Below are 14,264 nucleotides of genomic sequence, written 5' to 3'. Positions count from 1 at the left end.
CCACCGCGATCTGGCACAACGACAAGACCGGGCAGCCAGTCATGCGGTCATTGACCGCCTACGACCACTGACCCCTTGGAATCAGTCATCTAGGCCCGCGTCGTTCAGGCAGAGGGTGTAGAGGAACGGCATTGTCGCGCTGTCGTCACGTTCCTGCTGGGGTTGTGACGCAGCGAGCGTTAGCACCTCGGCCCGACGTTCCGGCGGCAGCGGCAGGAAGTGCTTGAGCAGGCTGACCACCGAAGCGCCGGCGTGGGGGGCGAGCGGTGTCAGGTCGTGCGGCATCGGACGGGAGGCGATCGCGCGCCTGTCCGACTCGTGCAGGTTCTCCCCCGACCTCACCAGCCGGGGCCAGTCGGCGGCGAACTCGCGGACGCGACGGACGTCGAACTTGGAGAGGCGCCGGCACTCCCAGACCAGGTCACCGACGTCGGCCGGGCGAGGGGCCGGGGCGATGCCGGTCAGCTCTTCCAGATCGGCATCGGAGAAGTCGAGCAGTGCCGCCAGGTCGCCGAGCAGGTCAGAGGTGAGATCCCTGGTTCCCATGCCCACCTGGCTGTAGGACGACGACGGCCAGTCCCTGCGGCCGCCGGTCACCGCGGGGAGCAGCCCGGCCAGGACGGCCTGGGTCAGGTTCCTGTTGCACAGCAGGCGCATGACCACCGGGCCGGGTTCGCCGGTCTGCGCGTAGAACCGGAAGCTGGGCGCGAGCTGCGGTGCTGTGCGCGATTTGTACTCCCGCAGTGACCTGACGAGCGTGAGGATCTCGGCCTGCAGGTCTGGTCCCCACGTCAGGTAGTCCCGCACGAGCGACGCGACCGCTTCGCCCGCCTCGTGATCACGCGGTGCCAGTTCTTCCGGCACCGGCTGTCCGTCGATCACGAGCCTGTCCGACTCGTGCAGCTTCTCCCCCATGTGCGCGAGCCTAAGCGCGGCATCGCTACCCTGGATCACGTGCCAGGCACCCGCAGCTCGCGAACCCGCGCGTATCTCGCGCGGGTCTTCGCCGTGCTCGCGCTGGTCGCCGGGATCGCGATGATGCAGGGCACGCCGTGCGAGACGGAGTTCGCCTGGACCGCGCAGTGCCCGACGACGAGCACCCACGCGGTCGCCCACTCCGACCTGACCGACGACGGCGGCCTGGTCGAGGGTCTCCTCGTCGCCGGCGCCTGCCTGGTGGTGGCGCTCGCCGTGCTGATCGGGTTCGCCGTGTTGCGGCGGTCCGGCTCGTTCCCGGTGCTGCTGGTGCGCCTGTCCTCTGTTCTGTGTCCCCCTTCACGCCGGCTGGAAGTGCGGCTGATGCAGCTCTGCGTGCTGCGCGCCTAGACCGAACCCGTTCTGCGGGTCCGTCTTCCTTCGCCACACGTGGAGTTCCGCCATGTCCAAGAACGCTCGTCTGTCCCTGATCATCGTCGCCGTCGTGGCGGTCGTGGTCGCCGGTTTCCTGCTGTTCAGCCGCAACGACACCACCGCGGCACCCCAGTCCGCCGACGGCAGGGTGACCGTCGTCGAATACCTCGACCTCGAATGCCCGTCCTGCCGCGCCGCCTACCCCGGCGTGGAGAGGCTGAAGACCGAGTACGGCGAGCGCGTGACGTTCGACGTGCGGCACTTCCCGATCCCCAGCCACCGCAACTCCGAACTGGCCGCCGTCGCGGTCGAGGCCGCGGGCGCGCAGGGCAAGCGGGACGACATGTTCCGGCTGATGTTTGACGCGCAGCAGGAGTGGGCCGGCCAGCAGACCTCGCAGCTCGCGGTGTTCACCGGCTTCGCCCAGCAGCTCGGCCTCGACCAGGCCGCGTTCGACAAGGCGCTGGACGACCCGGCGTTGCGCGAGCGCGTACTCGCTCAGCGCACCGAGGGCAGCAAGGCCGGCGTCACCGGCACGCCGACGTTCTTCATCAACGGCACCAAGTTCACCGGCGCGCCCACCTACGACGCGCTGAAGGCAGCGATCGAGAAGGTGCGTTCGTGAACCGGATCGTCGCCTGGGTCCTCGCGGTCGGCGGGTTCGTCGGCCTGGTCGCGTCGTTCGTGCTGACGATCGAGAAGATCGCGTTGCTCAAGGACCCGTTCTACGTGCCGACGTGCAGCATCAACCCGGTGCTGAGCTGCGGCTCGATCATGAAGACCGCGCAGGCCGAGCTGTTCGGGTTCCCCAACCCGCTGCTCGGCGTCGCGGGCTTCGCGGTGGTGACCACCCTTGGCGTGCTGCTGCTGGCCGGGGTGTCGCTGCCGTCGTGGGTGTGGATCGGGCTGCAAGTCGGCGTGACGTTCGGCGTGCTGTTCGTGCACTGGCTGATCGTCCAGTCGCTGTACGAGATCGGCGCGCTGTGCCCGTACTGCATGGTCGTGTGGGCGGTGATGATCCCGATCTTCTGGTACACGACGTTGCGCAACATCCGGCCGACGTTCCAGTTCCACAGCGTTGTGCTGATCCTGTGGTACCTGGTGATCGTGGCCGGGGTGCTGCAGGCGTTCTGGTTCTACTGGTCGTCACTCGTTTAGGTCGTAGCGTTCGGTTCCCCCACGGCGACTAACCCGCCGTGGGGGAACAGCGGCGGAGAAGAACGTGGTCGCGGCGTGGCATCTCGACCGGTACCGCGTTGCGCATGCGGGCACGGCTCAAGCCTGGGCATTGGCGTCAGCAGGCGGTTCGCTCGGTCGTGACCGAGCTGGCTGTCCCGGTCGACCTGGACTTCGCCCACTACCGGAGGCTGAACCTGCAGCTGGTTCTGGACGAAGTCCGGTCCGACCGGCGGGAGTCGATCGGCGCGGGAATCTTCCTCTTCGTCATTCTGGCCGCCGGCTGTTTCATCGCCCACCACTTCCACGCGCCGGTCGCGGCCGGCGCGGTGCTCAGCCTGTTCACCTACATGCTGCTCCTGTGGCCGATGGCGGCCGTGGTGGAACTGACGCGACGCGGGTCTCGACGTGTGGCGTACCTGCTCTTCGTCTTGTACCACTTCATGATCGAGGCGACCGCGGCGCTCATCGTGTACGGCGAGATCGTCGGCAGAGGCCCTGTGCACGCGATGATCGGCCACCTTGCAGACCACCGTTTCCAGTACTTTCTGGTCCATGGCGTGCTCACGTACGCGTGCTACGTGACGGCCACGCTCGTGTCGGTCCCCATCGGCGAACTCGCGGATCGCCATCGCCGGTATCGCGGGCATCCCACGGCCACCGCGGTAGCCGCGCTCTTCCGCTGCGCAGAGCTGGCACTGGACGAGAAGTCGTTCATGGATCCGGACACCAGGCGCCGGCTCGTCGCCGACACACACGAAGTCGCATCTGTGCTCAGACACGGGCTGTGGCGGTCGATACAGGTGCGGAGCTCGTCGGCCTCAACGGAGTTCCGCAGGCGGTGCGTGCACGCGGCGCAGTCGGTGGATCTGTTGTGCATTCAGCTCGTGCTGGCGGAACGGACGACTCGCCGGGACTACCTCGAAAAGGTGGTCAAGCTCGCGGACACCCTGCTGTCCGGCAGGTACGGCGAGCTGCCGGATGATCCTGAACGCGCCTCCCACGTCGTGCGAAGCAAGCTGGCCGCGACGGGCAGGTTCGTGGGCCAGCTCGCTGTCGGCCTCGCGCCGTTGGCGGTCTACCTGCTCCTGCGCCAATTCAAGCTGATCCCGGCCGCCGCGGAGGTCCCCGTGCTGACGCTGTGCGTCGCATGGCTCGCCACCTACGGGCTCAACGCCCTCAGCCGCCACGACAGCCCGTCCCAGTTCCCCAACGTCCTAGGCATCTTCGGCAGCACCAAGTAGCACCGGCCGCAGTCCGCCGATCCCCGTGAAGTGGTGCCCGCGCATCCCGGCCAGCTCCGCCGCCCGCACGTTCTCCAGCCGGTCGTCCACGAACAGGATGTCGTCGTCCCCGAGAGCGTCACGGCACCACTCGAAGGCCGCGCGGTCCGGCTTGGCGGCACGGATGCGGCACGAGAACGCGCGCACCTCGAACAGGTCGAGCCACGCGTAGGTGCGTTCGAAGTTCTGGGCGTGGTCCTCGGGGATGTTGGACAGCAACGCGATGCGCCGGCCCGCGTTGTGCAGTTCGTGCAGCAGCGCGACCATCTCGTAGTCGACGCGGTTCCAGCTGGCCACGTCCTTCTCGACCAGCGGCGGGTGGCCCACGCGGGCCCAGTACTCGCTGGCCGTCACGTCGCCGCGGTCGTAGGCGGGGCGGTGGGCCCAGTAGGCGTCCCAGAACTCCGGTTCGGTGCTCATGGTGGCCATGACCTCGGGTGACTGGTCGCGGGCGATCACGCCGAACATGTCGAACAGCACGATCATGCCGTCACCACCGCGACGCCGGCGGCGGTCAGGGCCTCGGCGCTGTCCGCGTCGGTGACCACGGCGTCCAGAGAGGACACCGGTGCCACGTGGGCCAGGGCGGTGCGGGTGAGTTTCGAGGCGTCCACCGCGGCGATGACGCGGTGGGCCGAGGTGATGGCGGCTCGTTTCACCGAGGCGTCCTCCAGGTCGAAGGCGGTCAGGCCGTGTTCCGCGGAGAGGCCGCAGCAGCCGATGACCGCGGTGTCGAAGCGCAGCGCCTGCAGCGAGGCCAGGGTCAGCGGGCCGGTGAGTGCCAGTTCGCCTGGGCGTGGGCGGCCGCCGGGAACGAGCAACGTCAGGGTCGAAGAAGAGGACAGGGCGTTCACGGCGTGCAGGGACAACGGCATGACGGTCAGGCGTCGGTCGTGCAGCAGGCGGGCCACTTCGAGGCACGTGGTGCCGCTGTCCAGCACGACCGACTCGCCGTCCGCGATCAGGGCGGCCACGGTGGCGGCGATGCGGCGCTTGGCGGCCGTGTTCTCGTCCGAGCGCAGCGCGAACGGCGGTTCGGAACCGCGCAGGAGCAGGCTCCTCGCGCCGCCGCGGTAGCGTTCGAGGACGCCTTGAGCTGCGAGGACCTCCAGGTCTCTGCGGATGGTCATCTCGGAGGCGCCGGTCAGCGACGCCAGGTCCGCCACACCGAGCGAGCCGGCGTCGCGGACCGCCTCGGTGATCTGCTTGAGTCGGGACACGGTCGTGATTGAACATCAGTGATGTTCGAAACTCAACCTTTCGAACAGGCGAATCGTTCGTTAGCGTGACGCAAGTGAACGCTCTCAAGGCCGCGCGGGTCGCCACCTTCACGTACTTCGCCCTCAACGGGTTCCTGCTCGGGCTGTGGCTCGTGCACATCCCGACGGTCGAGGACCGCACGGGCATAAGTCACGCCGAGCTCGGCCGGTTGCTGCTGTTGCTCGGACTGGGCGCGTTCCTCGGCATGCGGCTCGGCGGCAAGTTCACCGACCGCGTGGGCGTGAAACTGGTCGTGCCGCTGGCCGGTGTCGTGTGCAGCGTGACGGCGTTCCTGCCCGGTGTGGCGGTCAACCAGTGGACGCTCGGTGCGGCGCTGCTCGTCTTCGGCTTCGGCAACGGGCTGATCGACGTCAGCATGAACGCGCACGCCGTGGTGGTGGAGCGGCACTACGACCGTCCGGTGATGTCGGCGTTCCACGCGACGTGGTCACTCGGCGGTGTGGCCGCGGCGTTGACCGGTGCCCGAACGCTGAGCTGGGAGCTCTCCCCCGCCACGACCCTCGGTGCCGCGGCCGTGCTCGGTGTCGTCGTCAGCCTCGTGACCGCGAGGTTCCTGCTCGACGAGAAGGAGTCGCAGCACGCCACCGAGCAGACCGGCAAGCGCAAGGCCCCCCGCCGGATCTGGATCATGGCGGTGCTCGCGCTGCTGGTGATGCTGAGCGAGGGTGCCGCGAACGACTGGAGCGTGCTGCACCTGCAGGACGTCCTCGACGCGTCCCCGCAGATCGCCGCTCTCGCCTACGGCGCGTTCGCCACGACGATGACCGTCGGGCGGCTGCTCGCGGACCGGGTCAGCGCGAAGATCGGGCCGACTGCGGTGCTGCGCTGGGGCTCGGTGATCGGTGCGGCGGGCATCGCGACGGCCGCGCTCTCGCCGTGGATCTGGCTGGCGCTGGTGGGCTGGGCGATCGCCGGCATCGGCCTGTCGGGCACGGTGCCGCAGCTGTTCAGCGCGGCGGGCCACGCGGAACCCGGCGCGGCGGGTGTCAACGTCTCGCGCGTCGCGGGGCTCGGCTACCTCGGCGTGCTGGCCGGGCCTGCGGTGATCGGCTGGCTGACGCACTTCGTGCCGCTCAACATCGCGTTCCTGCTGCCGGTGGTGCTCTGCCTGGTCGCCGCGCTGTCCGCGGGCGTGTTGCGCACCGATTCCGCCGAGGAGAAGGTCTCGGCGTAAGAATGCGCGCATGGATCTCGCCACTCTGGATCTCACCACCGCACACCTCGCCGACGCGTGCATCCGGGCCGACATCCCGGTCCGCACCGTCTCCCTGACGCCGGTCATCCCCGGCTCGAAGACCGGCGGCCGCGTGCTGCCCGCCCGCCACGCGGGCAGCGTCGACGTCTTCCTGGAGGCCATCGAACGCAGCGAGCCCGGCGACGTGCTCGTCGTCGACAACGACGCCCGCACGGACGAGGCCTGCGTGGGCGACCTGATCGTGCTCGAGGCGCAGAAGGCCGGGCTCGCGGGCGTCGTCATCTGGGGTCTGCACCGCGACACCCAGGACATCAGGGCGATCGGGCTGCCGGTGTTCAGCCTCGGCGCGAACCCGACAGGGCCGTTGAGCCTGCGCGACCGCGCGCCCGAGGCCCTCTCGACGGCCGAGGCCGGCCAGTGGACCGTCACGTCCGACGACATCGTGTTCGGTGACGACGACGGCGTGCTGTTCGTGCCGGCGTCCCATGCCGGTGCCCTCATCGAGAAGGCGCGCGGCATCCGGGATGTCGAACGAGCGCAGGCCGACCGCGTGCGGCAGGGTGAGTCCCTGCGCGGCCAGCTGCGGTTCGGCGAGTACCTGGAGAGCGGGCTGACGTTCCGCGAACACCTGCGCAAGATCGGCGGCGCCGTCGAGGAGTGAGGCCATGACATCGATTTCGGCCAGATACCGGGTCCGGGCGGACGCGTTCGAGGCGAAGGTCGCGCGGGTGAAGTCCGAGGCGTGGACCAATCCCTCGCCGTGTGCGCAGTGGACGGCACTTGAGGTCGTGGACCACGTCATCGACATGCACGGCGTGATGCTCGGCCAGCCGATCCCCCGCACCGAAGACCCGCTCACGGACTTCCGCGAGGCCCGCCGCCAGGTCCAGGAGGCCCTGGACTCGCACCGAGCCCGCAGCGAGGTCTCCACCCCGGCCGGCCCGATGACGCTCGAAGAGCACGTCGACCAGGTCGTCAGCGACGACCTGGTGCTGCACGGCTGGGACCTCGCCCGCGCCACCGGCCAGGACGAGACGATCCCCGCGGCCGACGTGGAACGCCTCTGGGCGTCGGCGACGTCGGTGCCCGCCGACCTGATGGAACGCTTCCGCACACCCGGCGCGTTCGGTCCCGGCATCGAGGTCTACGGCGCCGAGGTCCCGGTGCCCGGCGACGCTCCGCTGCAGGACCGGCTGCTCGGGTATGTGGGCCGGGACCCCATGTCGAAAAGTCCCTGAGCACTTCGACGGGTGCGTACAAGGCAGCCGCTGAGAGGAATGACATGGACTGGACCCTGGAAGTCGTCGTCGTACCGGTGTCGGACCTCGACAGGTCGAAGCGCTTCTACGAGGAGCAGCTCGGTTTCAAGGTCGACCACGACACGACGTTCAACGAGGACACGCGCGTCCTGCAGCTCACCCCGCCCGGCTCCGGCTGCTCGATCGTCATGGGCAAGGGCATCGTCAAGGGCGAGCCGGGGACGTTGAAGGGCGTGCAGCTCGTCGTGTCGGACCTGGAGAAGGCCCACGCGCAGCTCGTCGAGCGCGGCGTCGATGTCGGCGAGATCGTGCGCATGAACGAGGCGGACGGAGGGTCGTTCATCTTCTTCGACGACCCGGACGGCAACAGCTGGGCTGTGCAGGAGATCAAGGCCCGCGCTACCGGTGGGGAGTGGAAGTGAAGTACATGCTGGTCAGCTACGGCGGCAGCCAGGAGGACTGGGAGGGCCTCGCCGCCTGGTCCGACGAGGACATGCACCGCATGATCGCCTACATGCGCGACCTGGACGCCGAGCTGCGCGCGTCCGGTGAGCTGCTGCAGTCCGAGGGGCTCAGCGGTCCCGCGCGGGCGTTCGTGGTGCGGGGCAGCGACGACGGGCCGGTCGTGGTCGACGGTCCGTTCGCGGAGTCCAAGGAGGTCATCGCCGGGTACTGGGTGGTCGACGTCGACAGCCACGACCGGCTGCTGGAGATCGCCCGCAAGGCCTCGGCGTGCCCCGGGCCGGGTGGGAAGCTCCTGAACCAGCCGATCGAAGTGCACCCGATCATGGGAGCGCCCGACGTGGACCCGGGCACCCTCGCCCCGTACCAGCAGTAGCCGTCAGCCGCACGCGGGGCGCTTTCGCACCGCATGTCGGTACGAAAGCGCCCCGCGTGCGGTCAAGTCGCTACTTGAGGTCGTACGCGCGGATGATCGTCTGCTGGACGTCACCGCCCGCGTCCGCCGCCCGAGCCTTGAACGACACGTTCTTGGCCCCGTGCGGGTGGATCAGCGTGAGCTGCCAGCCGGCGCGCGTCTTGCGCAGCGGCACCGGCTTCCACGTCTTGCCCTCGTCGTAGGACACCTGCACCGCGGGGTCCTTGATGTTCGTGACGGGGCCCGTTCCGTTGCGCTCCACCGTGATCGGCACGGTGGCGACGCGGCCGGCGCGGTTGTTCGCGTCCAGCGCGGGCGCGAACCGGACGGCCAGCAGCGGCACCGACTGGTAGAGGTCGCCGGGGACGTGCTCGGAGTAGAACGACCAGTCCGCGGTCACCTGCGACGAGAACGAGTCGCGGGTCGCCTCGGTGTGGACGGTGTAGCGCTTCTTCTCCGCCGGCAGGTTCGGGATGTTGGCGTAGCCGGCCTCCGGGAGGTCGGAGATGACCTTGCCGTCCAGCGTGACCGTGGTGCGGCCGGTGGTCGGCGAGGAGTACCCGTACATGCCCTGCGAGCTGTGCACGGGCAGATCCAGGCGAAGCGAGTTGCCCACGCGTCCGGCGAAGCGCACAGTGCCGGGGGCGTGCGGTACACCGGGGCCGTAGACGGCGCTGTTCCAGTGCTCGGTGGTGGTGCGGCCGAGCTTGAACACCCGTGGTGCGACCGAGTACTGCGAGCCGAGGGCGGGCCACTCGCCGAGCTTCGCGAACTCGGTCAGCCCGCCGGACCACTCGACGCCCGGCGTGTAGAACTCCTCGAGCCGCAACGGCAGCGGGCCGGAGGCGCCGTTGTCGCGCTGGCCGATCGAGCCCGGCACGCGGGCGTGCGTGACGGAGTTGACGCGAGCCAGTTCGCGGTCCTTCACCGAACGCTGCAGGTTCGCCGGCACGCGGGTCTTCTCGCTGATCCGCACGTGGTACTGGTACGGGCTGCCGTCGAACTTGCCGTTGGCGTCCGGCTTGGCCATCACGCTCTCGGCGTAGAAGTCGAACTTCGGCCACGACGTCGTCGACGGGCGGACGCGGATCGAGTCGAAGCTGTTGAGGTACCAGGTGCCGCCGGTCTCGCCCCAGTTGGCCTGCATCAGGAACCCGAGGCCCGCGGACGCCGCCTTGGCGTCCTTCTGCTCGACCGCGATCACCGGCTGGATGCCCTGCCGTGCGTCGAACACGATCTCGGTGTTGCCGCCGACCTCCAGCGCCGGTTCGGTCAGCGCGGTGGTCAGGCCGCCCTTGGTCGGGTCGGGGTCACGGGTGCTGATCGTGCCGTCGAGGAAGTACTTGCCCTTGGGCAGGCGCTGCACGAGCGTGCCGGACGGGTCGTGGCGGAAGTACGCCTGCGGCTGGTCGAGGCTGACGAACCGGTAGTCGTAGTACTGCGTCGCCGCGCCGTTGTGGTCGAGGAACGTGAGCTTCACGTCGTAGCTCTCGACCTCCTTCACGACGCCGATCGGCACGCGCACGCCGTCGGAGGACAGGACGACCGCGCCGTAGACGCCGTCCGCGACGGCGGCCAAGGTGTCGGCGGTGACCGTGGCGTCGGCCGTGCCGCCGGCCGGGATGGTGAGCTTGGCCGGTGAGACGCTGAACAGGCCGGCTCCGGCGGGCTTGACCTCGGCGATGCTGAGGTCGAGCGTCACGTCGGAGGTGCCGTTGTTGCGGTAGGTCAGCTTCTTCGTGATGGGCGTGTCGTCGTCGTGCGGCCACTGCGCGGTGCCCAGCGAGATGCTGCCGTGGTCCGTGGAGACCCCGGCGGACGCGGCGCGGCCGATGTCGAGACGTCCGGCGCCCTGGTCGTAGATGGTCAGCGACGGGTTGGGCTTGGCGCTGTTCATCAGTGCGGCCTTGATGTCCTCCGCCTTCCAGGCGGGGTGCTGGGAGGCGAGGATCGCCGCCGCTCCCGCCACGTGCGGGGTGGCCATCGACGTGCCGGACAGCGCGACGTGGCCGTCGCCGACGGGCGTGCCGATCTGGCCGTTCTTGGCCTTCGCGGCCACGATGTCGACGCCCGGCGCGGTGATGTCGGGCTTGACGGCGTTGTTGATCCAGCGCGGGCCGCGCGAGGAGAACTCGGCGAGGGTGTCGTCACGGTTGACGGCGCCGACGGTGAGGGCCGCGTCGGCGGAGCCTGGTGAGCCGATGGCGCCACCGGAGTTGCCGGCGGCGACGACGAACAACGTGCCGGTCTGCTCGGTGATGCGGTTGAGCGCGAGCGACATCGGGTCGGTGCCCTCGTCGGGCCACGAGCTGCCGAGGCTCATGTTGACGACCTCGGCCTTGGCCGCGGCCCACTCCATGCCGGCGATGATGTCGCTTTCGCGGCCGCCGCCGAAGTCGCCGAGCACCTTGCCGTTGATGAGTTTCGAGTCGGGCGCGATGCCCTTGTACTTGCCGTCGCCGGTGACGGTGGACGCGACGTGCGTGCCGTGGCCGACGCGGTCGTCGGTGGTGTCGCTGTCGGAGAAGTTCTTCGACTCCACGACGGCGCCCGCGAGGTCCGGGTGGTTCTCGTCGACGCCGGTGTCGAGGATGGCGACGGTGACGTCCTTGCCGGTGAAGCCCTTCTCCCACGCCTGGGGCGCGCCGACCTGCGCGGCGCTGCGGTCCAGTGACGCGGTGACCTTGCCGTCGAGCCAGATCCTGCCGGTGCCCGCCGCCCGAGCGCCGGCCCAGAACGAGCCGTCCTTGCCGATCGTGATCGCGTGCGCGCCGATGCTCGGCAACGACTCGGCGTTCGCGGCGCTGATCGCCTGCCCCTGCACGATCAGCGGAATCGTCTTGCTGGACCTGTCGTCGTAGCCGGATCTGGCGAGCAGCGAGACGTCGAACAGCCGCTCGTCCAGCGCGCCGGAATTGAGCCCCGCCTGGGCGTCGAGCGGGACGACGTGCAGGTCTCCGCGCGTGTCGGTGTACGAGCGGAACCCGACGTTCTCGCGGCCCTGGGCGCCTCTGGCCTGGACCTTGCCGTTGTGGACGATGACCTCGTCACCGGTGACGAGCGTGACCTTGGTGGTCAGCCCGCCGGCGCGCAGCTGGTGGTCCTGCGGTGCCGCTGAAACGGGAACGGCTGCCGTGGCGGCAACCACGACAGCCGTCAGCCCTGCGGCGATGTGTGATCGTTTCAACGCGAACTCCCCTAGTTCACTGAAGAAGGAATAGCTCTCAGTGACTAAGACACTTCGTTCGGTGGCCGCGTTGCGGCCTGGATCACATCACTTGTTCACAGAATGCTCTGGATCGCCCGTTCGACGGCCGCCTCGACGTGCAGGCGGGTCGTCGGGAACACCGGAAGCTGCACGTCAGCCTGGGTGATGAGCAGTTCGATCTCGGTGCAGCCGAGGATGACGCCCTGGGCCCCTTCGAAGCGTGAGATCACGTCTTGATAGGCGCGGCGGGACTGCTCGCGGACGATGCCGAGGCACAGTTCGTCGTAGATGACCCGGTGCACCATCGCGCGGTCCTCGGCGGACGGCAGCAGGACCTTCAGGCCGTGCGACTCGAGGCGTTCGCGGTAGAACGGCTGGTCCATGGTGAAGCCGGTGCCGAGCAGGCCGACCGTGGTGAAGCCGGCTCGCCTGATGGCCTGCGCCGTCGTGTCGCCGAGGTGGATCACGGGGATGTCGACGGCGGCCTGGACCTGGTCGAACACCTTGTGCATGGTGTTCGTGCAGATCAGCAGGAAGTCGGCGCCGCCGGCCTGCACCTGCGCGGCGGCTTCGGCGAGCGCCTTGCCCGCGTCGTCCCACCGGCCGTCGACCTGCATGCGTTCGACCTCGGCGAAGTCGACCGAGTGCAGCACGACCTTCGCCGAGTGCAGGCCACCGAGGTGTTCGCGCACCAGTACGTTCGCCAGCCGGTAGTACTCCGCGCTGCTCTCCCAGCTCATCCCGCCCAGCATTCCGATCGTCAGCATGGGGCCAGTCAAGCACTCCAGCGCGGGTCGCGGCCGGTGGTGGCCAGCAACTGCTCGAACGGGGACGCGTCGGCCGGTGCCTCGGCGGGTTCCTTGAAGACCTTCCACTCGACGGCCATCGGTCCCATCTGGGCGACGAGGCCGGCGACCTCGGCGAGCACCTCGGGGTCGGGTTCGAAGCGCTGGCCGGTGGCCTGGGCGAGGTCGGAGGCGTGCACGGTGAGGTCGAGCAGCGCCAGGCCGCCGACCGTCTGCGCGGGCATGTTCATGGTGCCGGCGATGCCCTCGGTCGCGCCCGGCCGGCCCCAGGCCTCGACGAGCTTCGCGGACTCCGCCGGGTACCGGTCGCGCCAGTCCGGGTAGGACGGGGTGCTGCTGAAGTCGGCGTCCCGCTTCGCGGCGAGCTTCTGGAACTCCACGACGACGTGCAGCAGGTGGTCGAGCAGGGCACGGACGTCGTAGTCGGCGCACGGGGTGGGCTTGGACAGGTCGTCGTCGGTGATGTTCGCGATGACGGGCAGTGCGTGGTCGCGGGCTCGGTCGAGCAGAACGCTGAGCTTCATGGTCGCGAGCCTATTTCCGGGCGTCTCGCCGCTCTTGAAGAAACGCGCCAACCGAGGATCTGGGCCAACCTAGGATCTGGCTGTGCAGGGGCCGCGTCGTGACACTCGGGGGATCGTGGACGCGCGCGAGCTGTTCGCCCGCGTGCGGTTCCGCCGCCGCATGCCGTGCGCCGAGCTGCAGCCGTACCTGGAGCACTACTGGCTGATCGACGGAGACCTGGACGCGCCGTACACCTCGCACGTCGTGCCGCACCCGTCCGTGAACATCGTCTTCGAGCGCGGGTTCGCCCAGCCGGAGATCGCCGGGGTGGGCCTGGGGTTGTTCAGCCGGGTGCTCGACGGGCGGATCCGGGTGGCGGGCGTGCAGTTCCGGCCCGGTGGGTTCCGGCCGTTCCGGGCCGAGCCGGTGTCGGAGTGGACCGGGCGGCACGTGCGGCTCGACGTCCCGTCGTCGCTGGTGCTGGACGTCGAGGACGAGGACGAGCGGGTGGCCGCGCTCGACGCGTTCCTGCTGGGGCTCGGACCCGTGGCCGACGCCCAGGCGACGCTGGCGATGGAGCTGGTCCAGCGGATCCGGGACGACCGGGAGATCCGGCGGGTGGCGGACTTCGCGCGGGACTGCGGGGTGGCGGTGCGGACGATGCAACGGCTGTTCGCGGACTACGTCGGGGTGAGCCCGAAGTGGGTCATCCTGCGGTACCGCATCCACGAAGCGCTGGAACGGGCCGAGACGGACGTCGAGTGGGCACATCTGGCCGCCGACCTCGGCTACAGCGACCAGGCCCACCTCGTCCGGGACTTCACGCAGACCGTCGGTGTCTCCCCCACGGCGTACGCGCGGGCGCTCACCTGAAGTACTGGCACAGCTCGACGAGGACGCCCTCGGGGCCGCGGACGTAGCAGGTCCGCAGCACGTCCTCGTAGGTCTCGACGTTCCTGACCAGCTCGGCGCCGTGCGGTTCGAGGCGGGCGAGGGTGTCGTCGAGGTCGTCGACGACGAAGGCGACGTGCCGCAGGCCCAGGGCGTTGATCGGCGCGCGGGAGCTGCCGTCGATGCTCCGCGGCGTCTGGAACTGGCTGAACTCGATCCGGTACCGGTCGTCCGGGGTCTTCATCATGGCGATGTCGCTGCTGGAGCCGCCGAGTCCGATGACGCCGTCGACGAACTCGCCCTCCATGTGCGCCTTGCCCTCCAGCTCCATGCCCAGTGCCTCGAAGAACGCGACGGCGGCCGCGAGGTCGGTGACGGTCATGCCGACGTGGTGCATGCTCTTGATGCTCATGCCCCTGGGACGGAGCCGCCGG

17 protein-coding genes are annotated in these 14,264 nt (G+C 69.4%); 10 read left to right on the top strand and 7 right to left on the bottom strand.

Annotation, left to right across the window (positions count from 1 at the left end):
* Window positions 1-81 precede the first annotated feature (81 nt).
* On the bottom strand, window positions 82-915 hold the full coding sequence (locus tag LX88_RS31950) for a hypothetical protein (RefSeq protein ID WP_258951485.1): 834 nt from the start codon (window positions 913-915) through the stop codon (window positions 82-84).
* Between the two features lie 39 nt (window positions 916-954).
* On the opposite strand from LX88_RS31950, the gene LX88_RS31945 reads away from it, so the two are divergent.
* The 4 genes from LX88_RS31945 (at window position 955) to LX88_RS31930 (ending at window position 3,770) form a co-directional block, all read left to right on the top strand.
* Window positions 955-1,326: a hypothetical protein gene (locus LX88_RS31945; RefSeq protein WP_258951484.1), complete on the top strand. Its 372-nt coding sequence runs from the start codon at window positions 955-957 to the stop codon at window positions 1,324-1,326.
* Window positions 1,327-1,378: 52 nt separating this feature from the next.
* On the top strand, window positions 1,379-1,975 hold the full coding sequence (locus LX88_RS31940; protein ID WP_258951483.1) for a DsbA family protein: 597 nt from the start codon (window positions 1,379-1,381) through the stop codon (window positions 1,973-1,975).
* Complete coding sequence (locus LX88_RS31935; protein ID WP_258951482.1) at window positions 1,972-2,508, top strand: vitamin K epoxide reductase family protein; 537 nt, start codon at window positions 1,972-1,974, stop codon at window positions 2,506-2,508. Before LX88_RS31940 ends, LX88_RS31935 begins: the two co-directional genes overlap by 4 nt.
* A gap of 104 nt (window positions 2,509-2,612) precedes the next feature.
* A complete protein-coding gene (locus LX88_RS31930; RefSeq protein WP_258951481.1) occupies window positions 2,613-3,770 on the top strand; it encodes an MFS transporter in 1,158 nt (385 codons plus the stop codon).
* On the opposite strand, the gene LX88_RS31925 is transcribed toward LX88_RS31930, so the two are convergent.
* On the bottom strand, window positions 3,744-4,295 hold the full coding sequence (locus tag LX88_RS31925; protein ID WP_258951480.1) for an HAD family hydrolase: 552 nt from the start codon (window positions 4,293-4,295) through the stop codon (window positions 3,744-3,746). The two genes, LX88_RS31930 and LX88_RS31925, sit on opposite strands and share 27 nt — an antisense overlap.
* The gene (locus LX88_RS31920) at window positions 4,292-5,029 is read right to left on the bottom strand and encodes a DeoR/GlpR family DNA-binding transcription regulator (protein ID WP_258951479.1); all 738 of its coding nucleotides are present in this window, start codon (window positions 5,027-5,029) and stop codon (window positions 4,292-4,294) included. Before LX88_RS31920 ends, LX88_RS31925 begins: the two co-directional genes overlap by 4 nt.
* A 74-nt stretch (window positions 5,030-5,103) precedes the next feature.
* Between LX88_RS31920 and LX88_RS31915 the strand changes: the two genes are divergently transcribed.
* From LX88_RS31915 to LX88_RS31895, 5 genes are read left to right on the top strand one after another with little or no spacing between them, the layout of a single operon-like run.
* The gene (locus LX88_RS31915; RefSeq protein ID WP_258951478.1) at window positions 5,104-6,264 is read left to right on the top strand and encodes an MFS transporter; all 1,161 of its coding nucleotides are present in this window, start codon (window positions 5,104-5,106) and stop codon (window positions 6,262-6,264) included.
* Between the two features lie 10 nt (window positions 6,265-6,274).
* The gene (locus LX88_RS31910; protein ID WP_258951477.1) at window positions 6,275-6,946 is read left to right on the top strand and encodes an RraA family protein; all 672 of its coding nucleotides are present in this window, start codon (window positions 6,275-6,277) and stop codon (window positions 6,944-6,946) included.
* Window positions 6,947-6,950: 4 nt separating this feature from the next.
* Window positions 6,951-7,523, top strand: coding sequence for a TIGR03086 family metal-binding protein (locus tag LX88_RS31905; protein WP_258951476.1), 573 nt, complete (start codon window positions 6,951-6,953; stop codon window positions 7,521-7,523).
* A 44-nt stretch (window positions 7,524-7,567) separates the two neighbouring features.
* Window positions 7,568-7,966 carry a VOC family protein gene (locus tag LX88_RS31900; RefSeq protein WP_258951475.1) on the top strand — a complete coding sequence of 133 codons (399 nt, stop codon included), beginning with the start codon at window positions 7,568-7,570 and terminating at the stop codon, window positions 7,964-7,966.
* 5 nt (window positions 7,967-7,971) lie between these two features.
* A complete protein-coding gene (locus LX88_RS31895; protein WP_258951497.1) occupies window positions 7,972-8,382 on the top strand; it encodes a YciI family protein in 411 nt (136 codons plus the stop codon).
* A gap of 70 nt (window positions 8,383-8,452) precedes the next feature.
* Here the strand turns inward: LX88_RS31895 and LX88_RS31890 are convergent, their stop codons facing one another.
* The 3 genes from LX88_RS31890 to LX88_RS31880 form a co-directional block, all read right to left on the bottom strand.
* Window positions 8,453-11,608, bottom strand: coding sequence for a S8 family peptidase (locus LX88_RS31890; RefSeq protein ID WP_258951474.1), 3,156 nt, complete (start codon window positions 11,606-11,608; stop codon window positions 8,453-8,455).
* A 95-nt stretch (window positions 11,609-11,703) separates the two neighbouring features.
* The gene (locus tag LX88_RS31885; protein ID WP_258951473.1) at window positions 11,704-12,396 is read right to left on the bottom strand and encodes an aspartate/glutamate racemase family protein; all 693 of its coding nucleotides are present in this window, start codon (window positions 12,394-12,396) and stop codon (window positions 11,704-11,706) included.
* Between the two features lie 8 nt (window positions 12,397-12,404).
* Entirely contained in the window at window positions 12,405-12,959 is a 555-nt protein-coding gene (locus LX88_RS31880; protein ID WP_258951472.1) for a TIGR03086 family metal-binding protein, read from the bottom strand.
* Between the two features lie 115 nt (window positions 12,960-13,074).
* On the opposite strand from LX88_RS31880, the gene LX88_RS31875 reads away from it, so the two are divergent.
* The gene (locus tag LX88_RS31875) at window positions 13,075-13,812 is read left to right on the top strand and encodes a DUF6597 domain-containing transcriptional factor (RefSeq protein ID WP_258951471.1); all 738 of its coding nucleotides are present in this window, start codon (window positions 13,075-13,077) and stop codon (window positions 13,810-13,812) included.
* On the opposite strand, the gene LX88_RS31870 is transcribed toward LX88_RS31875, so the two are convergent.
* On the bottom strand, window positions 13,805-14,242 hold the full coding sequence (locus tag LX88_RS31870) for a VOC family protein (protein ID WP_258951470.1): 438 nt from the start codon (window positions 14,240-14,242) through the stop codon (window positions 13,805-13,807). The genes LX88_RS31875 and LX88_RS31870 overlap by 8 nt on opposite strands.
* Window positions 14,243-14,264: the final 22 nt, after the last annotated feature.

Origin of the sequence: Lentzea californiensis, assembly GCF_024648825.1 — a bacterium.
Lineage (GTDB): Bacteria > Actinomycetota > Actinomycetes > Mycobacteriales > Pseudonocardiaceae > Lentzea > Lentzea californiensis.
The sequence above is the reverse complement of the archived record's forward strand: the minus strand, read 5'-3'. Positions and strand labels throughout refer to the sequence as shown.